This is a genomic window from Streptomyces sp. Y2F8-2 (genome assembly GCF_014905555.1).
Classification (GTDB): Bacteria; Actinomycetota; Actinomycetes; order Streptomycetales; family Streptomycetaceae; genus Streptomyces; species Streptomyces cynarae.
Map to the genome: position 1 here is coordinate 457,003 of NZ_BNGS01000001.1, position 18,376 is coordinate 475,378.

The 18,376-nt window shown below is 69.5% G+C and carries 17 protein-coding genes; 6 read left to right on the top strand and 11 right to left on the bottom strand.

The features are described from left to right. Positions 1-9 precede the first annotated feature (9 nt). Entirely contained in the window at positions 10-1,176 is a 1,167-nt protein-coding gene (locus SY2F82_RS02100; protein WP_200417179.1) for an HpcH/HpaI aldolase/citrate lyase family protein, read from the bottom strand. Positions 1,177-1,365: 189 nt separating this feature from the next. Here SY2F82_RS02100 and SY2F82_RS02105 point away from each other — a divergent pair, with 189 nt between their 5' ends. Further along, positions 1,366-2,262 (top strand): TerD family protein, encoded by an 897-nt coding sequence (locus tag SY2F82_RS02105; RefSeq protein ID WP_200417772.1) that lies wholly within the window; start codon positions 1,366-1,368, stop codon positions 2,260-2,262. Between the two features lie 87 nt (positions 2,263-2,349). On the opposite strand, the gene SY2F82_RS02110 is transcribed toward SY2F82_RS02105, so the two are convergent. The 6 genes from SY2F82_RS02110 to SY2F82_RS02135 form a co-directional block, all read right to left on the bottom strand. After that, complete coding sequence (locus SY2F82_RS02110) at positions 2,350-3,081, bottom strand: Tellurium resistance (protein ID WP_200417180.1); 732 nt, start codon at positions 3,079-3,081, stop codon at positions 2,350-2,352. Between the two features lie 109 nt (positions 3,082-3,190). Continuing rightward, positions 3,191-4,339 carry a DUF475 domain-containing protein gene (locus SY2F82_RS02115; RefSeq protein ID WP_200417181.1) on the bottom strand — a complete coding sequence of 383 codons (1,149 nt, stop codon included), beginning with the start codon at positions 4,337-4,339 and terminating at the stop codon, positions 3,191-3,193. A 176-nt stretch (positions 4,340-4,515) separates the two neighbouring features. Continuing rightward, a complete protein-coding gene (locus SY2F82_RS02120) occupies positions 4,516-5,091 on the bottom strand; it encodes a TerD family protein (RefSeq protein WP_200417182.1) in 576 nt (191 codons plus the stop codon). A 473-nt stretch (positions 5,092-5,564) separates the two neighbouring features. Continuing rightward, positions 5,565-6,140, bottom strand: coding sequence for a TerD family protein (locus SY2F82_RS02125; protein WP_200417183.1), 576 nt, complete (start codon positions 6,138-6,140; stop codon positions 5,565-5,567). Between the two features lie 155 nt (positions 6,141-6,295). Further along, entirely contained in the window at positions 6,296-6,754 is a 459-nt protein-coding gene (locus SY2F82_RS02130) for a peroxiredoxin (protein WP_200417184.1), read from the bottom strand. Positions 6,755-6,989: 235 nt separating this feature from the next. Continuing rightward, positions 6,990-7,427 (bottom strand): DUF3052 domain-containing protein, encoded by a 438-nt coding sequence (locus SY2F82_RS02135; RefSeq protein ID WP_200417185.1) that lies wholly within the window; start codon positions 7,425-7,427, stop codon positions 6,990-6,992. A 427-nt stretch (positions 7,428-7,854) separates the two neighbouring features. Here SY2F82_RS02135 and aceE point away from each other — a divergent pair, with 427 nt between their 5' ends. Both aceE and SY2F82_RS02145 read left to right on the top strand, forming a co-directional pair. Further along, the gene (aceE, locus tag SY2F82_RS02140) at positions 7,855-10,602 is read left to right on the top strand and encodes a pyruvate dehydrogenase (acetyl-transferring), homodimeric type (RefSeq protein WP_200417186.1); all 2,748 of its coding nucleotides are present in this window, start codon (positions 7,855-7,857) and stop codon (positions 10,600-10,602) included. 113 nt (positions 10,603-10,715) lie between these two features. After that, on the top strand, positions 10,716-11,459 hold the full coding sequence (locus SY2F82_RS02145) for a potassium channel family protein (RefSeq protein WP_200417187.1): 744 nt from the start codon (positions 10,716-10,718) through the stop codon (positions 11,457-11,459). Between the two features lie 37 nt (positions 11,460-11,496). Here SY2F82_RS02145 and SY2F82_RS02150 read toward each other — a convergent pair whose 3' ends face one another. Beyond that, the gene (locus tag SY2F82_RS02150) at positions 11,497-11,796 is read right to left on the bottom strand and encodes a small hydrophobic protein (protein ID WP_200417773.1); all 300 of its coding nucleotides are present in this window, start codon (positions 11,794-11,796) and stop codon (positions 11,497-11,499) included. Between the two features lie 193 nt (positions 11,797-11,989). Then, positions 11,990-13,606: an MFS transporter gene (locus SY2F82_RS02155; protein ID WP_200417188.1), complete on the bottom strand. Its 1,617-nt coding sequence runs from the start codon at positions 13,604-13,606 to the stop codon at positions 11,990-11,992. Positions 13,607-13,718: 112 nt separating this feature from the next. Here SY2F82_RS02155 and SY2F82_RS02160 point away from each other — a divergent pair, with 112 nt between their 5' ends. From SY2F82_RS02160 to SY2F82_RS02170, 3 genes are all read left to right on the top strand, one after another. After that, a complete protein-coding gene (locus SY2F82_RS02160; RefSeq protein WP_200417189.1) occupies positions 13,719-14,360 on the top strand; it encodes a TetR family transcriptional regulator in 642 nt (213 codons plus the stop codon). A 258-nt stretch (positions 14,361-14,618) separates the two neighbouring features. Beyond that, positions 14,619-15,836, top strand: coding sequence for an alpha/beta hydrolase (locus SY2F82_RS02165; RefSeq protein ID WP_200417190.1), 1,218 nt, complete (start codon positions 14,619-14,621; stop codon positions 15,834-15,836). Between the two features lie 65 nt (positions 15,837-15,901). After that, positions 15,902-16,753 carry a DUF4429 domain-containing protein gene (locus tag SY2F82_RS02170; protein ID WP_200417191.1) on the top strand — a complete coding sequence of 284 codons (852 nt, stop codon included), beginning with the start codon at positions 15,902-15,904 and terminating at the stop codon, positions 16,751-16,753. A gap of 112 nt (positions 16,754-16,865) precedes the next feature. On the opposite strand, the gene SY2F82_RS02175 is transcribed toward SY2F82_RS02170, so the two are convergent. Both SY2F82_RS02175 and SY2F82_RS02180 read right to left on the bottom strand, forming a co-directional pair. Further along, positions 16,866-17,882 (bottom strand): aldo/keto reductase, encoded by a 1,017-nt coding sequence (locus SY2F82_RS02175; RefSeq protein WP_200417192.1) that lies wholly within the window; start codon positions 17,880-17,882, stop codon positions 16,866-16,868. After that, positions 17,882-18,355, bottom strand: a complete 474-nt coding sequence (locus tag SY2F82_RS02180) for a MerR family transcriptional regulator (protein ID WP_200417193.1) — start codon at positions 18,353-18,355, stop codon at positions 17,882-17,884. Before SY2F82_RS02180 ends, SY2F82_RS02175 begins: the two co-directional genes overlap by 1 nt. Positions 18,356-18,376: the final 21 nt, after the last annotated feature.

Here is an 18,376-nt window from a genome sequence, read left to right on the forward strand (position 1 = left end):
TCACGGCTGTCACTGCGGCAGCCCGGCTGCCAGCAGCTCGACGAAGCCGACGTTCTCGTTGGCGACGCCGAAGACCTCGGCGCGCCGCAGGGTGCGCTCGGCCCAGGCGCGGTGCGGCTTCACCTCGTTCATCTTGTTGGTGTACGCCGAGCGCAGGACCCCGCCGCCGAGTCGCTCGGGCCGCAGGATGTCCTGGGCGTCGCTGTACTCCTCGTGGCTGACGACCGACAGCGCGTGCACGGGCATCACGTGCGAGGGGTGGATGCAGGTCTTGCCGAGCAGGCCGTTGGCGCGGTCGAGGGAGATCTCGCGCAGCAGCCCGTCCATGTCGTGCTCGATCAGCGTCTCGCGCAGTTCCTCGACGTGGCCCTCGAGGAAGGGGCTGCGGCGCAACTGCGGCTTGAACATGCGCTCCTGGACCCGGAAGTACTCCCACACGGGCCCGGTCACCGTGAACCCGGTGCCGTCGGCCCGGCCGAGGACGTTGACGACGTCGGCGATCACGGAGGCGACGATCTGGACGTCGTAGGCGGTCATGTCGGGGGCCCGGCGCAGGCCGTACGAGGAGCAGAAGTCGGTGACGCCGAGGCGCAGCGCGAGGACGCGGTCGCGCCACTTGTCGACCGTGCGGAAGATGCCGTCCAGGGTCTCCCGGCGAGACTCCAGGTAGAGCAGGTCGGGCGACTCCAGGACGGGCATGGCGAACAGGCGGCGCCCGCTCGCCGTCTCGGCCGCGGTGAGCGCCTCCAGGAAGGGGACGCCGCGTTCCTCGGTGAACTTGGGCAGCACGAAGCCGGACAGCAGCCGGACGGCCGGGCCGAGGCGGGCGACCAGGTCCGGGATCTGCTCCGGGACGCGGACGCGGACGAAGAGGAGCGGCAGTTCCGCGTCCCCGCCCGATGCGAGGTCGGTGAACTGCCGGACCAGGTTCTCCTCCGCGGGCACGACGTCCGCGTCGTCGATGGAGTCCTCCAGGCACAGCACCATGGAGACGACACCGCGGGCCGCCTGCTTGACCACGTCGTCGGCCAGGTGCGGGCGGGTCGCCGGACTGTAGAGGGTGGCGCCGAGGGCCGCCGCGAGAACGGGGGCCGGCGAGTCGGCGGTGAAGACGGCCGGCTCGCGGTAGAAGAGACGCTTCCGCTCCTCAGGGGCGATGTGCCCGAAATGACGCATATGACTCCCCCGTGATGCAGGACTGCCCGGAAAGACGTGGCCGGTAATAGTACGTACAACTCCGTGTCATGGGTTCCCCTCGGGCATGAAGTTCAGGTAACTCGGCCGTGTCGACGCACGTGCGGAGAACATGCGGACGGATGGCCCCCGCGTTGTCGTGACCAGGACGGAGAGGGCAGGATGACGGGCATGACGCACGCGATGGTGAAGGGGTCGAACGTACTGCTCGAGGCCACGGCGGTACGGGCGGTGCTGCGCTGGGCGCCGGGGCAGGGCGTGCCCGAGGTCGACGCCTCGGCGCTGCTCCTGGGTTCCGACGGTCGTGTGCGGTCCGACGAGGACTTCGTCTTCTACAACCAGCCCCGGCATCCGTCCGGGAAGGTCCGGCTGCTCGGGAAGAAACGGGAGACGGACGGGCTGACCGACACCATCCAGACGGACCTGGCGGGTGTCGAGCCGGGGGTGGGGCGGATCCTGCTGGTCGCCTCGGCGGACGACGTCACGTTCGACCGGGTGCGAGGGCTGCGCATCCTGCTGTACGACGCGGGGGTCCTGGAGGGGGAGCCGCTGGCGTACTTCGACGTCAAGCCGGAGACGGGCGCGGAGACGGCGCTGATCTGCGGGGAGCTGTACCGGCGGGGGGAGGACTGGAAGTTCCGGGCGCTGGGTGAGGGATACACCAACGGGCTGAAGGGCCTCGCGAACGACTTCGGCATCTCGGTGGACGAGTCGGAGGAGGCGGCGGCGGCTCCTGCGCCGGAGGTGCCGGTTCCTGCGCCGGAGGTGCCGGTTCCTGCGCCGGAGGTGCCGGTTCCCGCGGCGGAGGGGTCGGTGCCGTTGCCGCCGGAGCAGCCGGTGGGGGCGCCTGCGGCGTACGGGTATCCGGCGGAGGCGGGGACCGCGGCTGTGGCTGCGCCTGCGACTGCCCCGGTGCAGCCCGCTTACGGGTATCCGCAGCCGGCGTACGGGTATCCGCAGACTGCGCCGGTGCCCGCGTACGGCTATCCGCAGACGGCACTGCCGGTGCCGGACCCCGACTTCAAGCTGCCGCCGCAGGGGCCGCAGTTCATCGGGCGCCAGGGTTAGGCGCTCCCGGCGGCTCCGGTTTCCCGGGGAGGCACGACTGCCCGCGGCCACGACGGCTGACGCTTGCCCGCAGCCCACGTACGACGGCTACGCCTTGGTCTTGTAGCCGCGGCCCCACTGCAGGCCCCAGCCGTACAGGCGGTCCAGCTCTGCCTGGAAGCCGTAGACGAACCTCACCTCCCGGCGGACGATGATCTCGCCCTTGACGTTCTCGATGAGGACGACCGCGCAGGAGCGGGCCTGGGGGTGGCGTTCGTCGAGGCCGATCTCGATGCGGGGGCCGCTGCTCGGGTAGAGCGTGACGTGGGCGTGGGTACGGTCGAACGCCGGCGTCTGGTCGTAGATGTAGACGAAGATCAGCAGCCGCTTGAAGTCGTCCCGGTGGTCGAGGTTGACGAAGATCGTCTCACCGGAGCCGGAGCCGAACCGGTCGTCGCCGCTCAGCTTGATGTACGGCGGGTCGTTGAGCTCCCCGTAGAAGCTGCCCAGCGGCTGCACCACGCCCTTCGTGCCGTCGCTCAGCTCGTACAGGCACCCCAGGTCGAGGTCCACGTTGACCATGCTCTGGGTGTGCGCCTGCACGACCTCGGGGGTGAAGAACCGCAGCGGGTTGCGGAGCAGGCTGCCGCGCTCGGGGCCGCCTATGTCGGACGTCCGCATGCGCCACGAAAGGTTGATGCGCAGGTTGCCGCTCGCCGCGCCCTGCTTGGTGAGCGAGACCCGGTGGTGCCGCTTGGTCAGTTCGATCGCGTTGGTCGCCGCGCTGCCCGAGTCGAAGTCCGTCGCCCGCGCGCGCCACACGCCGTCCCAGAAACCCATGCCCGCCCCCTGCACCTACACGTCCCACCGGTTCCACAGCCGCGGGGCGGCCGCCGAGGACGCCTCCTCGCGACCGCCCCGCACAGAGCGTTCCTCGCCCCGCGTCCCATCACACCCCGGACGAGACCTCAGTCTTCTCGTCCGAGGCCGTCGCTTTTCCCTCGGCCGCGGCGAGCGCTCGGTTGCGGCGCACGGAGGACCAGAAGGACGCTGCGATCAGGACGACGCCGACGAGGCCGGTGACCACCTCGTTGATCTCGTACTGGATGGTGACGAGGAGGATCACGGCGAGCGCGCCGATCGCGTAATGGGCGCCGTGCTCCAGGTAGACGTAGTCGTCGAGGGTGCCCTGGCGGACCAGGTAGACCGTCAGCGACCGCACGTACATCGCGCCGATGCCGAGGCCGAGCGCCATCAGGACGATGTCGTTGGTGATGGCGAACGCGCCGATCACGCCGTCGAAGGAGAAGGACGCGTCCAGGACCTCCAGGTAGAGGAACATGAAGAACGCGGCCTGGCCGGCCAGGAGCACCGCCGAGCGCGGCTTGCCGCTGCGGGCGGCCTCTTCCTCCTCCTCGTGCTCGCGCTCCTCCTCTTCCTCGAGCTTGTCCTCGAAGTAACCGGAGAGACCGCCGACGATCATGTAGGTGATCAGACCGGCGATACCGGAGATGAGCACCGTCTGCGCCTTGTCGACGTGCGCGCCGCCGTGCTGGTGGGCGTGGGCTGCGAAGGTCATGGAGGCGATCAGCAGGACGATCAGCGAGATGCAGACCGACAGCATGTCGACCTTGCCGAGCTTGGCGAGCGGACGCTCGATCCAGCGCAGCCACTGGATGTCCCGGTCCTCGAAGATGAAGTCGAGGAAGATCATCAGCAGGAACATACCGCCGAACGCCGCGATCGCCGGGTGGGCGTCGGTGACGAGCTGCTGGTACTGGTCCTTGTCCGTCAGCGCGAGGTTGACGGCGTCTATGGGGTTCTTCTTCGCGGTGACGGCGACGATGACGACGGGGAAGACCAGTCGCATGCCGAAGACCGCGATCAGCACGCCGACCGTGAGGAAGATCTTCTGCCAGAAGGCGTTCATCTTCTTCAGGATTCCGGCGTTGACCACCGCGTTGTCGAAGGACAGCGAGATCTCGAGGATGGAGAGGATCGCCACGATGCCGAAGGCGGTCCACCCCCCATAGAGGACCGCCAGGGCCAAGCCGACCGCGGTGACCACGAACGACCAGCCGAAGGTTTTCAGAAGCACTGGCTACCCAATCCGTATGTGTACGGGGCTACCCGTCGCCGTACCCGGCTTTACCCAACATTGACCACAGAGTCTAGAGGGGTCCCGGTCCAGCCGGGACATGTGGTCAAGCCGTACCGGAACATCGCAGGTCCGGGAGGGCAAAGGCCTGGAGGCGGGCACAGCGGAGAGCCCCTTTACGAAACGTTCACTCCGAAGTCGAGAGCGATGCCGCGCAGGCCGGACGCGTACCCCTGACCCACGGCGCGGAACTTCCATTCGCCGCTGTGGCGGTAGACCTCGCCGAAGATCATGGCCGTTTCGGTGGAGGCGTCCTCGCTGAGGTCGTAGCGGGCGAGCTCCTGGCCGTCGGCCTGGTTGACGACACGGATGAAGGCATTGCTGACCTGGCCGAACGTCTGACCGCGCTCATCGGCGAGGTGGATGGAGACCGGGAAGACGATCTTGTCGCACTGGGGCGGGACCTTGGAGAGGTCCACCAGGATGCTCTCGTCGTCGCCCTCACCCTCACCGGTGAGGTTGTCGCCGGTGTGTTCGACAGAGCCGTCGGGGCTCTTGAGCTGGTTGTAGAAGACGAACCACTCGTCACCGAGAACCCGACCGCCGCTGCACAGCAGTGCGCTGGCATCGAGGTCGAAGGGGGCCCCGGTGGTGGAGCGCGCGTCCCAGCCGAGCCCGATCATCACCTGCGTGAGGTTCGGCGCGGCCTTGGACAGGGAGACGTTGCCTCCCTTGGCGAGCGTGACGCCCATGATCCTGATCCTCCCCGGTACGTGGTTGCCCCGGGAGCGAAAGCCCCCGGTGGCCGGGGGCTGATCCCCCGGTCGCGGGGGTTTCCTCCCCCGGTGGCCGGGGTGGTGCCCCGGTGACGAGGCCGGCCCCGGTGGCAGGGCTTCACCCCGTTGCTCGGGCTTGGCCCCATTGATGGGTCGGCCCACTGAGGGTCGGCCCCACTGATGGGTCGGCCCCGGCGATGGAGTCGACCCCGGCGATGAGGGTTTCTTCCCCCGGCTGGTCGGGGGCTCCCCCGGTGGTCCTGGTTTCTCCCCCGGTGACCGGAGGGGAAACCCTCGGCGGCCGGAGGCGTGGTGCCGCGCGGGCGAGTCGTCGAGGCCGGAGGCAGGCCGACGAGCCCCGAGGGGCACACGGCCCTCGCGCAGCAGACGGCTCCCCGCACCGCCCGCGCCGGACGGTGCGGAGGAGTCCGTGGGCTGGTGCGCTCGGCTCAGACGTTGACGCCGAAGTCCTGGGCGATGCCCCGCAGGCCCGAGGCGTAGCCCTGGCCGATGGCACGGAACTTCCACTCGGTGCCATGGCGGTACAGCTCGCCGAACACCATGGCGGTCTCCGTGGACGCGTCCTCGCTCAGGTCGTACCGCGCGATCTCCTGCTGGTTGGCCTGGTTCACCACGCGGATGAACGCGTTGCGCACCTGGCCGAAGGACTGCTGACGGTTCTCGGCGTCGTAGATCGACACCGGGAAGACGATCTTGTCGACGTCCGCCGGCACACCGGCGAGGTTGACCTTGATCACCTCGTCGTCGCCCTCGCCCTCACCCGTGAGGTTGTCACCCGTGTGCTCGACGGAGCCGTCGGGGCTCTTGAGGTTGTTGAAGAACACGAAGTGCTGGTCGCTGGCCACCTTGCCCGACGAGTTCAGCAGCAGAGCGCTGGCGTCCAGGTCGAAGTCGGTGCCGGTGGTGGTGCGGACGTCCCAGCCGAGTCCCACGAGGACCGCGGTCAGGCCGGGGGCCTCCTTGGTCAGCGATACGTTGCCGCCCTTGCTGAGGCTGACTCCCACGAGTCCCTCCATTGGTGTCCAGGGGCGGGGAGCCCCGTCGTGCGATGTACCGGATCAACGAGTCGATCCTAGTGACGGGTTCCCACGCCCCACAGGCCTTGGAACCGAAGTAAGCCGAAGGGGCGCGCCCCTCGGGCGGACCCTTCGACACGGGATCACAGGGTGTCGAGCGCCTTCACGTACTCGTTCAGGTCGCGCGCGTCCGGCAGGCCGTTGACGACGGTCCACCGCACGACGCCCTCCTTGTCGATGATGAAGGTCCCGCGCACCGCGCAACCCTTGTCCTCGTCGAAGACGCCGTAGGCGCGCGAAATGTTGCCGTGCGGCCAGAAGTCGGACAGCAGCGGGTACTCCAGGCCCTCCTGCTCGGCGAAGACACGCAGGGTGTGGATGGAGTCGTTGGAGACGGCGAGCAGCTGGGTGTCGTCGTTGACGAACTTCGGCAGGTTGTCGCGCAGCGCGCACAGCTCGCCGGTGCACACGCCGGTGAAGGCGAACGGGTAGAAGAGCAGCACCACGTTCTTCTGACCGCGGAAGTCCGAGAGCTTCACGGCCCTGCCGTGGTTGTCCTTGAGCTCGAAGTCGGGGGCCTTGTCGCCGACCTGGATCGCCATGGTCCTGCTTCCCTTTCGACGGGACGGTTGAGGCAGGACCACCCTACGCAGCGACCAGGGCACGCTCACGGACGGGCTGGGCGAAACCAGCCCGTCCTGGGGGTGCCCCCTGCTCGAAGAGCTTGGCGGAGATCGAGGACGAGGCCGTTCAGGCCGATGGGGTCTGGGGGCGCAGCCCCCGGCTGCGGCCACCCAGACGGGGGCACCGCTCAGCGCACGGCACCCCAGCGGAGCGTCACCGCTTGGACTTCGCCGCCTTCGGCGTCACCAGACGCGAGCCGCTCCAGTCCTTGCCCACACTGACGCTCTTGGACGCCGACAGACCCGCCGTCGTCGCGGCCTCCGAGATGTCGCTGGGCTCCACGTAGCCCGTTCGGCCGGTCTTCGGCGTGAGGAGCAGGATCGAGCCGCCTTCTTCGACGTACGTGGTGGCGTCCACCAGCGCATCCGTCAGGTCGCCGTCCTCGTCGCGGAACCACAGCACCACGGCATCGGCAACGTCGTCGTAGTCCTCGTCCACGAGCTCGCTGCCGACAACTTCCTCGATGGCCTCGCGAAGCTCCTGGTCGACATCGTCGTCGTAGCCGATCTCCTGGACCACCTGCTCGGGCTGGAACCCCAGCCTCACGGCAGGGTTCGTCCGCTCCTCCGCGTGGTCCGCGGTCGCGCTCACGGGTTGCCTCCTGATCATGTGTTGGTGAGTATCTCAGCCACGCGCGTACGCGAAGCATTGGCCGTAGTCCACACGGGCGGGGCGGATCGCGCAAGTACCCGGCGGTTCAGACCGCCGAAACGGTGACGATCCCGGCCGTGTCGCCGCAACTCCAGGCACCGTATCGCGCCGCGAGGTGACCTACACCACACCGTTCTGCCCGGTTTGCGCATTCCGGAATCATCCGCGGGTACGAGTCCCGAATGACTTTGCGGGGCGCGTCACGGCCTGGGCGTATCGTTGCGTTTTGATCGGGCCCGCCCCTGAACATCCGGTCCGCCGCCGTGGTTACCTCGCGGTAGAGATGACGTTTCACTTCCCCGAGGTACACGATGGGGACCGGTGCAGGCACAGGAAAAAAGTGGCCCTCTGACAGGTAAGGAACAGCGTGGCTTCCGGATCCGATCGCAATCCGATCATCATTGGCGGCCTTCCGAGTCAGGTTCCTGACTTCGATCCCGAGGAAACCCAGGAGTGGCTCGACTCGCTCGACGCCGCCGTGGACCAGCGCGGCCGTGAGCGGGCCCGCTACCTGATGCTCCGTCTGATCGAGCGGGCCCGTGAGCGGCGTGTGGCCGTGCCCGAGATGCGCAGCACGGACTACGTCAACACCATCGCGACCAAGGACGAGCCGTTCTTCCCCGGAAACGAGGAGATCGAGCGCAAGATCCTCAACGCCACCCGGTGGAACGCCGCCGTCATGGTCTCCCGCGCCCAGCGCCCGGGCATCGGCGTCGGCGGTCACATCGCGACGTTCGCCTCCTCCGCCTCGCTGTACGACGTGGGCTTCAACCACTTCTTCCGCGGCAAGGACGAGGGCGACGGCGGCGACCAGGTCTTCTTCCAGGGGCACGCCTCCCCGGGCATCTACGCCCGCGCGTACCTCCTGGACCGGCTCACCGAGCAGCACCTGGACGGCTTCCGCCAGGAGAAGTCCAAGTCCCCGTACGGCCTCTCCAGCTACCCGCACCCGCGGTCGATGCCGGACTTCTGGGAGTTCCCGACGGTCTCCATGGGCCTCGGCCCGATCGGCGCGATCTACCAGGCGCGGATGAACCGCTACATGGAGGCGCGCGGCATCGCCGACGCCTCCAAGTCGCACGTGTGGGCCTTTCTGGGCGACGGCGAGATGGACGAGCCCGAGTCGCTCGGACAGCTGACGATCGCCGCCCGCGAGGGCCTGGACAACCTGACCTTCGTCGTCAACTGCAACCTGCAGCGCCTGGACGGCCCGGTGCGCGGCAACGGCAAGATCATCCAGGAGCTGGAGTCGGTCTTCCGTGGCGCCGGCTGGAACGTGATCAAGCTCATCTGGGACCGCTCCTGGGACCCGCTGCTGGCCCGGGACCGGGACGGCGTGCTGGTCAACAAGATGAACACGACGCCCGACGGCCAGTTCCAGACGTACGCCACCGAGTCCGGCGCGTACATCCGCGAGCACTTCTTCGGCGACGACCTGCGGCTGCGCGCGATGGTCGAGAACATGACCGACGACCAGATCCTGCACCTGGGCCGCGGCGGTCACGACCACCGCAAGATCTACGCCGCGTTCTCCGCGGCGAAGGCCCACAAGGGCCAGCCGACGGTGATCCTGGCCAAGACGATCAAGGGCTGGACGCTGGGCCCGAACTTCGAGGGCCGCAACGCCACCCACCAGATGAAGAAGCTGACGGTCACCGACCTCAAGCACTTCCGGGACCGCCTGCACCTGCCGATCTCCGACAAGGAGCTGGAGTCCGGCCCGCCGCCGTACTACCACCCGGGCCGGGACTCGGAGGAGATCCAGTACATGCACGACATGCGCAAGGCGTGCGGCGGGTACGTCCCGACGCGCGTCGTGCGGTCGAAGCCGCTGGCGCTGCCGGACGACAAGACGTACGCGACTGTGAAGAAGGGCTCCGGTCAGCAGTCCATCGCCACGACCATGGCGTTCGTACGGCTGTTGAAGGACCTCATGCGGGACAAGGAGCTCGGCAGGCGGTTCGTACTGATCGCGCCCGACGAGTACCGCACCTTCGGCATGGACTCGTTCTTCCCGAGCGCGAAGATCTACAACCCGCTCGGTCAGCAGTACGAGGCCGTGGACCGGGACCTGCTGCTCGCGTACAAGGAATCGCCGACCGGGCAGATGCTGCACGACGGCATCTCCGAGGCGGGCTGCACGGCGTCGCTGATCGCGGCGGGTTCGGCGTACGCCACGCACGGCGAGCCGCTCATCCCGGTGTACGTCTTCTACTCGATGTTCGGTTTCCAGCGCACCGGCGACCAGTTCTGGCAGATGGCCGACCAGCTGGCGCGCGGCTTCGTCCTCGGCGCGACCGCCGGACGTACGACACTGACCGGTGAGGGCCTGCAGCACGCGGACGGCCACTCGCAGCTGCTCGCCTCCACCAACCCGGCGTGCGTGGCCTACGACCCGGCGTTCGCCTACGAGATCGCCTACATCGTCCAGGACGGCCTGCGCCGGATGTACGGTTCCTCGCCCGAGCACCCGCACGGCGAGGACGTCTTCTACTACCTCACCGTCTACAACGAGCCGATCCAGCACCCGGCCGAGCCGGCGAACGTGGACGTCGAGGGCATCCTCAAGGGCATCTACCGCTTCAGCGAGGGCACGGCGGGCAGCGTCCCGGCGCAGATCATGGCCTCGGGCGTCGCTCTGCCCTGGGCGATCGAGGCGCAGAAGCTCCTCGCCGAGGAGTGGAACGTGAAGGCCGACGTCTGGTCGGCCACCTCCTGGAACGAGCTGCGGCGCGAGGCGGTGGCGTGCGAGGAGCACAACCTGCTGCACCCGGAGGAGGAGCAGCGCGTCCCGTACGTGACGCGGAAGCTCAGCGGTGCTCAGGGGCCGTTCGTGGCGGTGTCCGACTGGATGCGGTCGGTGCCGGACCAGATCGCGCGCTGGGTGCCGGGCACGTACCAGTCACTGGGCGCGGACGGCTTCGGCTTCGCCGACACGCGCGGTGCGGCGCGCCGCTTCTTCCACATCGACGCGCAGTCCGTCGTCGTGGCGGTGCTCGCGGAGCTGGCGAAGGAGGGGAAGGTCGACCGCTCGGTGCTGAAGCAGGCCATCGACCGGTATCAGCTGCTGGATGTGACGGCGGCGGACCCGGGCGCGGCGGGTGGCGACGCGTGACGTCACGCCGCGCTCGGGTTGAGCGGTAGCGGCGGTGACGGCCGAAGGGCGGCGGGGCCCGGCTCCCGCCGCCCTTCGTCGTCATATCTCTTTACGTTCTTTACGATGCGGGCATGAACGAGCAGTCGGCGCAGGCCCGTTGGGAGGACCTCACCCAGCGCCCCCTGCTGGCGCTGGCGGTCCTGTTCGGCGTCGCGTACGCGGTGCCGATCGTGGACAGCGGGGCGAGCCGGGCAGTGGCGACCGCTTGCGCGGTGGCGGAGTGGGCGGTGTGGGCGGCGTTCGCCGCCGACTACCTGGTGCGGCTGGCGCTGTCCGGCCGGCGGCGTGAGTTCGTACGGACGCACTGGCTGGACCTGTGCGCGGTGATCCTGCCGATGCTGCAGCCGCTCAGACTGCTGCGGATGGTGGCCACGCTGATACTCGTGGGGCGGCGGGCGCGGATGGCCTCGCAGATCCGGCTGACGACGTATGTCGGCGGAGCGGTGATCGGGCTGCTGATGTTCGGGTCGCTGGCCGTGCTGTCGGTGGAACGGGAGTCGCCGCGCGGGAACATCAGGACGCTGGGCGACGCGGTGTGGTGGTCGTTCACGACGATGACGACTGTCGGGTACGGGGATCATGCGCCGACCACCGGGCTGGGGCGGATGATCGCCGTCGGGCTGATGCTGTCGGGCATAGCCCTGCTGGGTGTGGTGACCGCGAACATCGCCGCGTGGTTCATCGCGCGGTTCGAGAAGGACGACGTCGAGGAGCGGCGGCAGACCGCGGCGATCGAGGCGCTGACGGAGGAGGTGCGGGCGCTTCGCGCGGAGGTCGCCTCGCTGGTGCGGGAGCGGGAGGGGCAGCGGGGTTAGCCCCGTGCCGGGGAGTTCACGACTGCCCGCAGCTGCGCTACGTCAACCCCGGCGCCCCGCCCGCCAGCCACACGATCGCCAGGAGCGTGTCGATCGCTCCCAGGACCACGGCCACCAGGGCCGGCACCGAACGGTTTCCCGTCCAGGTGCGGCCCATGGCCAGCCAGCCGCAGACGACCGCGACCGGGCCCAGGATGATGCCGAGGGCGAAGAAGCCCGCGATCGCACAGATGACTCCGACGATCCCGAGCGTCGCGCGATCCGGCCCGCTCCGGGACCACATCCGGCTCCGTGAGCGGGGGTACCTGCGCGTGCCGTGTCCGAAGCCCGCCATCATCATCTCCCTGAACTCGGCCGTCGGTTCGGGCTGATGTGCGGGTACCCCCGTTTCGCGTTTCAGTCCTGCCGATGCGCTGCCCCCCTCCAGCAGCGCACCGCAGGACGTGACCCACTGTGACCCGCGGCACGCGCCCGGCGGGAGGGATCTTGAGCGCCTTCACCCTGATGAGCGAACTTGCCCCCGGGCGGCGTCAGATGTGCGCGGCGCCCGCGCCCGCCTCCGCGTTCTCCCCGCGTTTGGTGAGCAGCGCGACCAGTACGGCCACGGCCGCGACCCCGGCCGCGACGAGGGAGGCGAGGCTCATCCCGGAGATGAACGTGTCGTGCGCGACGGAGGTGATCTTCGCGGCGAACGCCTCCGGCGTGCCCTTCGGCACCGGGGCGACCCCGACCTGCACCGCCTCGGAGGCCTGGTCCAGCTGGGCCTGGCTGAGCGGCGGGAGCCCCGCGTCCTTCCAGTTGCCGGGCAGGTCGTGGTCCACCTTGGAGGCCATCACGGCGCCCAGCACGGCCGTACCGAGGCTGCCGCCGATCTGCATGGCGGCCTGCTGGAGACCGCCGGCCACACCGGACAGCTCCATGGCCGCGTTGCCGACGATGACCTCGGTGGCACCGACCATCACGGGCGCCAGGCCAAGGCCCAGGAGGGCGAACCACAGCGACATGACGGCGCTCCCCGTGCCGGCCTCGAGCGTGGACATGCCGTACATGGCGACGGCGGTGGCGGCCATGCCGCCGGCGAGCGGGATGCGCGGGCCCAGCTTGGTGATCAGCGCGCCCGCGAGCGGGGAGCCGACGATCATCATGCCGGTCAGCGGCAGGAGGTGCAGGCCGGCCTCGATCGGGCTCATCCCGTGCACGTTCTGCAGGTAGAAGGTGACGAAGAACAGGCCGCCCATGAAGGCGATCGCCATCAGGACCATCAGGACGACACCCGCGGACAGCGGCACCGAGCGGAACAGCGACAGCGGGATCAGCGGCTCCTTCACCTTCGTCTCCCAGACGGAGAAGAGGGCGAAGCCCAGCACGGACGCTCCGATGAACAGCCAGGTCTTCCCGTCGCCCCAGCCCCATGTCGGGGCCTTGATCAGCGCCCAGACCAGGCAGAACATGGCGCCGGACAGCAGCGCGATGCCGAGGATGTCGAAGGCGCGCGGCGCGTTCTCGGCGCGGTGGTCGGTCAGGATCAGCAGGCCCAGGACCAGGGCGAGGGCGCCGACCGGAACGTTGATGAAGAACACCGACTGCCAGTTGACGTGCTCGACGAGGACGCCGCCGAGGATCGGGCCGCCCGCGGTGGAGGCGCCGATGACCATGCCCCAGATGCCGATCGCCATGTTCAGCTTCTCGGCCGGGAAGGTGGCCCGCAGCAGGCCGAGCGCGGCCGGCATCAGCAGCGCGCCGAACAGGCCCTGGAAGACGCGGAAGGTGACGACCGCGGCGATGCTGTGCGACAGGCCGATCGCGCCCGACGCGGCGGCGAAGCCGGTCACGCCGATGAGGAAGGTCTGCCGGTGGCCGAAGCGGTCGCCGAGCTTGCCCGCGGTGATCAGGGACACCGCGAGGGCGAGGAAGTAGCCGTTGGTGATCCACTGGACATCGGCGAAGCTGGCGCCCAGGTCCTTCTGGATGGCCGGGTTGGCGATGGCCACGATGGTGCCGTCCAGGGCCACCATCATGACCCCCACGGCAACGGTGATCAGGGTGAACCACGGGTGCCCGCGCAGCCCCCTGCCCGGCGCGGGGTCCGACGGGGCTGCCGGCGCCTTGTCCCCCGGCCCTGTCGTGTCGACGGTCTGACTAGTCATGCGTTCGAGGCTAGTGACAGCCACTGACAATTGACAAACCATTTCACAAGTCGGTAACTGTCACGCCGCTCCCGGATAGTGTGAACGGGACTGATGAACGGAATGAGGACTGATGGAAACGGCGTCGCGGCCGGGTCTGCGTGAGCGCAAGAAGCAGCGCACCCGGGACGCGCTGTTGCGTGCCGCCCTGGAGCTGTTCACCACCCGGGGGTACGAGGAGACGACCGTCGACGACATCGCCGAGGCCGTGGACGTCTCGCAGCGCACCTTCTTCCGGTACTTCGCCGGCAAGGAGGACGTCGTCTTCTTCGCCCAGTCCGTCGCGGAGGAGCATTTCGTCGACCTCCTGCGCGGACGGCCGCTCGACGAGGCCCCTTTGGAGGCGCTGCGGCAGGCGGTGCTGGAGGGCTGGGACGGCATCGGCGAGGCCATCGAGCGGATCGTCCCGGTGGAACTCCACATGCGCACCTACCGGTTGATCGAGTCGACACCCTCCCTGTTCGCCACCCATCTGCGCCGCTCGGCGGAGCTGGAGGAGGAGATCGCCCGGATCATCGCCGAGCGTGAGGGACTCGACGTGGACACGGACCCGCGGCCGCGTGTCGCGGTGGCCGTGTTCGGCGGGGTGATCCGGGTCACGGAGCGCCTGTGGTGCGCGGGAGGCGACACCAGCGTGGACGCGATCCGCGAGCTGACGGCCTCGTATCTCGACGCCCTCCGCCCCGCGTTGGCGGACAAGTGGCGCACGGAGTGACGACGTACGCATACCGCGGGAACTGATTGTGTGTCGGCCCCGCGGGCGTCAAGTGAATTCCCGGCACACTCGGAGGCGCCGGCCGCCGGGCGAGTGACCTCTCGGTGACAGCGTGTGCCAAGTGGTGTGCGCCTCATCGACTTAGCGTGATGATCGAACGCAAGGCCTACCCGTTTTGCCCTAATTGGCATATAGGAAACGTGAGACGCGTCACTCGGTTAACGCGAGACCCTCTCGTTCTCCTAGTGTGTCCTCCCAGTGACTTCCTTCGACACCTCCCCGCAACTCAACGTCTGGCGCGCACTGCTCGCGCTGGCCGTGGTCTTCGTGATGCTCACGACGACCGGCTGGACCGCCGTGCGCAGCCACCGTGGCGCGACGCCCCTCGAGGCGTCGCGTTCTGCGTGGGAGCACGGCACGATCGCCGGGCACAGGCTGCCGGACCCCGGCGACTCCCCGGCCCACCTCGCCCGCTTCTTCTCCTCGCTCAGCGCCCACCAGCGCTCCCGGCTCGCCCACCGTTACCCGCTCGCGGTCGGCAACATGAACGGCGCGCCGGTGGGCCTGCGTTACGAGGCCAACCGCATCGCCCTCGACCAGCAGCGGAGGGTCGAGCGCGCCCGGATGCACGACGACCGGCTGTCGTCGGTGGGCCAGCAGGCGGCGGGCCGCCTCATGCACCGCTTCGAGGCGCTGATGCAGCAGGGCCGGCAGATCCTCGCCTTCGACCCGGACGGTTCGGGCCGCATCGCGGAGGTCTTCGGCGACCTGGACTCCGCCCGGCGGGTCTCGGTCGTCGTACCCGGTGTCGACACCGACCTGCTCACCTTCCAGCGCACCGTCCGCAAGTACTCGGCCCCGGTCGGCATGGCCCAGTCGCTGTACACGGCGGAGCGTGCGGCGAGCCCCGGGACCCGTACGGCCGTGATCGCCTGGGCCGACTACACCTCGCCCAGCGGCCTCGGCATGGAGGCGGCGACCGCGATGCGCGCCGAGGTGGGCGCCGTCCGGCTGAACGCCCTGCTGCGCGCCCTGCCCGGCCGGTCGTCCGTCCAGCTGTACTGCCACAGCTACGGCTCGGTGCTGTGCGGGATCGCCGCGCGCACGCTGCCCGCACGGGTGTCCGACATAACGGTGGCGGGCAGCCCCGGCATGCGCACCGAGTCGGCCACCGGGCTGCACACCACGGCCCGGGTGTGGGCCATGCGGGACGCCGACGACTGGATCCAGGACGTGCCGTACCTGGAGGTCGGGGGCCTCGGCCACGGCGCCGACCCGGTCTCCCGCGGCTTCGGCGCGAGGGTGCTGTCCGCACAGGGGGCGCAGGGGCACGCCGGCTACTTCGCGCCGGGCACCGAGAGCCTGCGCAACTTCGCCGAGATCGGCGTCGGGGCGTACGACGCGGTGCACTGCGCACGCGACGATGACGCGTGCCGGGCCGATCTGCCCGGCACGGTGCCGGTCGGACGCGCGTAGAAGACCAGGAATTGCGGTCTGCTCGGGGAGCGACGGAGGAGCGCGTGCCGCATACGATGAGCCGCATGGGTGACGTACTGGCCGGATTTCATGCCGTCTGGGAGTTCGAGTCCGACTCCGTGCTCATCCGCTTCGAACGGGGGATCCGCACACCGAAGCTGTTCCAGGCGCTGGGGCAGCGCCGTATCCCCCTGGAGGCGATCGCGGGGGTCGCACTGAGCCCGGGCAGACGCGGGACCGTGGTCCTGCACGCGGTGCCGAGACCCGGCGCCGACCCGCTGATGGAAGCGGCGGACGGACAGCTCAAGGAGACCTCCGACCCCTACCGGCTGGTCCTGCCCGCCGCCCGCGAGACCCTGGCCGAGTACTACGCGGACGAGCTGCGCGCCCGTATCGGAGGGGACGGCACGCCGGCCGAGCGGTTCCTGGTCGCGCCGCCCGAGGCGCCGCTGCAGTTCAAGGCATACGACGGGAAGGCGTCCTTCGACGGCAAGGCGGTGTCCTTCCGCTGGTTCTGGACGGGCGCGTCCTCGGCCAAGTGGAAGGCCGGCGACCAGAGTTTCCCGGTCACCGGCCTCAGCGGGGTGGAGTGGCGCTCGCCCGAGGTGTTCGACGGGTACCTGCGGTTGCTGCGCCGAGATGCGGGTGGCCTGCCGCCGGCTCAGCCGGACCAGGACCCGGCGGCTGTGGTGTTCGGGCTCGGCTACGGCCCGGTGCATGAGTCGTTGCCGTTCGCCGCGGCGGTGCTGGCCGCGGTGCGCGGCGCGGGCACCGCCCCGGTCGCCGTGCCCGCCCCCCGGCGGGACCCGGCGGACATCGCCGAGCGGATTCGCCACCTCGGGGAGCTGCATGAGGCGGGGCTCGTCACGGACGAGGAGTTCTCCGTGAAGAAGGCGGAGTTGCTGGCGGAGCTTTAGAGCTCCGCCGGGGGCGGGGCGACCTCCCTGTGCCCCCATCGCGGCGGAGCCCCACGATGTCGCAGGCCAGCGCCCCTGTCGGGGCGTACCACTCCGGCCCGTGCGACGCGCCCTACTCCCGCCCCACCGACGTGAAGCTCATGTCCGGGTAGCGGTCGCCCGCCACCTTGGCCGCGATCGGCTCCAGCAGGGACAGCTCCTCCTCCGTCAGGACGATGCGTGCGGCCTCCACGTTCTCCTCGACGCGGTGGCGCTTGGTCGTACCCGGGATGGGGACCACCGCGAGGCCGCGCACCGTGGCCTGCTGCTGCACCCAGGCCAGTGCGATCTGCGCCGGTGAGGCGCCGTGGGCCTTCGCGACCGACCGGATCGGTTCGAGGAGCGCCACGTTGGCGGCCGCGTTCTCGCCGGTGAAGCGGGGCATCGTACGGCGGAAGTCCTGGTCGGTGAGGTCCGTCTCCGCGTTCGAGAAGGAGCCCGTGAGGAAGCCTCGGCCGAGCGGCGAGTACGGCACCAGGGCCACGCCCAGCTCCTTGGCGGCCGGCACCACATGGGCCTCGATGTCACGGCTGAACAGCGACCACTCCGACTGCACGGCGGCGATCGGGTGGACGGCCCGGGCCGCCCGGAGTTCGTCGGCGGTGACCTCGCTCAGCCCCAGGTGCTTGACCTTGCCCTCGCGCACCAGCTCCGCCATCGTGCCGACGGACTCCTCGATCGGGACGTTCACGTCCCGGCGGTGCATGTAGTAGAGGTCGATCACGTCGACGTCCAGGCGCTTCAGGCTCGCCTCGACGCACTGACGGATGTAGGGCGGGTCGTTGCGGACGACCCGCTTGAACGGGTCGTCGGGCGAGGTCGAGATCGCGAACTTGGTGGCGATGACGACCTCGTCCCGGTGCGCCTTGAAGAACGGCGACAGGAACCGCTCGTTCTCGCCCGCGCCGTACATGTCCGCCGTGTCGTACAGGGTGACGCCGAGCTCCAGCGCCCGCTCCAGGGTGGCACGCGACTCCTCGGCGTCCGCGGGGCCGTACGCGAAGCTCATGCCCATGCAGCCGAGGCCCTGCACACCCACCTCGGGGCCGTCGTCGCCGAGCCGCACCTGCGTGATCCTGCTGTCCGTCATCAGGGCCTCTCCGACGCCAGGGCGCGCCCGGCGTCCGCGTAGAAATCGATCTTCCGGTTGAGCACCGCGAGCGTGTCCTGCAGCTCCGCGATCCGGGCGAGCACGTCCCGGCGGGTCGCCTCCAGGAGTTCGTAGCGCTCGGCATACGTGTGGTCTCCGGCGCGGACCAGCTCGGCGTAGCGCACCATGTCGGCGACGGGCATGCCGGTGAGCCGGAGCTTGCCGACGAGATCGAGCCAGTCCAGGTCGGCGTTGCAGTAGCGGCGCTGCCCGGTGTGCGAGCGGTCCACGTTGGGCATCAGCCCGATCCGCTCGTACCAGCGCAGGGTGTGCGCCGTCAGGCCGGTGAAGGCGACGACCTCGCTGATCGTGTAACTGTCCTGTCCATCGGGGCGGGGGTGCCGCCCGGGCGGTACGCCGCAGATGTCGGTCCCGTTTTCGGCCGCCTGGGCCAAGGTCTCGATCACCGTCATGGCCTCCACGCTAGGGCCTTC

Coding starts and splice junctions, on each gene's coding strand:
- SY2F82_RS02130 (WP_200417184.1), bottom strand. CDS start 6,754: ATGGCGATCCAGGTCGGCGACAAGGCCCCCGACTTCGAGCTCAAGGAC.
- SY2F82_RS02175 (WP_200417192.1), bottom strand. CDS start 17,882: ATGACGGACAGCAGGATCACGCAGGTGCGGCTCGGCGACGACGGCCCC.
- SY2F82_RS02100 (WP_200417179.1), bottom strand. CDS start 1,176: ATGCGTCATTTCGGGCACATCGCCCCTGAGGAGCGGAAGCGTCTCTTC.
- SY2F82_RS02150 (WP_200417773.1), bottom strand. CDS start 11,796: ATGATGGCGGGCTTCGGACACGGCACGCGCAGGTACCCCCGCTCACGG.
- SY2F82_RS02110 (WP_200417180.1), bottom strand. CDS start 3,081: ATGGGTTTCTGGGACGGCGTGTGGCGCGCGCGGGCGACGGACTTCGAC.
- SY2F82_RS02155 (WP_200417188.1), bottom strand. CDS start 13,606: ATGACTAGTCAGACCGTCGACACGACAGGGCCGGGGGACAAGGCGCCG.
- SY2F82_RS02105 (WP_200417772.1), top strand. CDS start 1,366: ATGACGCACGCGATGGTGAAGGGGTCGAACGTACTGCTCGAGGCCACG.
- SY2F82_RS02145 (WP_200417187.1), top strand. CDS start 10,716: ATGAACGAGCAGTCGGCGCAGGCCCGTTGGGAGGACCTCACCCAGCGC.
- SY2F82_RS02120 (WP_200417182.1), bottom strand. CDS start 5,091: ATGGGCGTCACGCTCGCCAAGGGAGGCAACGTCTCCCTGTCCAAGGCC.
- SY2F82_RS02180 (WP_200417193.1), bottom strand. CDS start 18,355: ATGACGGTGATCGAGACCTTGGCCCAGGCGGCCGAAAACGGGACCGAC.
- SY2F82_RS02160 (WP_200417189.1), top strand. CDS start 13,719: ATGGAAACGGCGTCGCGGCCGGGTCTGCGTGAGCGCAAGAAGCAGCGC.
- SY2F82_RS02170 (WP_200417191.1), top strand. CDS start 15,902: ATGGGTGACGTACTGGCCGGATTTCATGCCGTCTGGGAGTTCGAGTCC.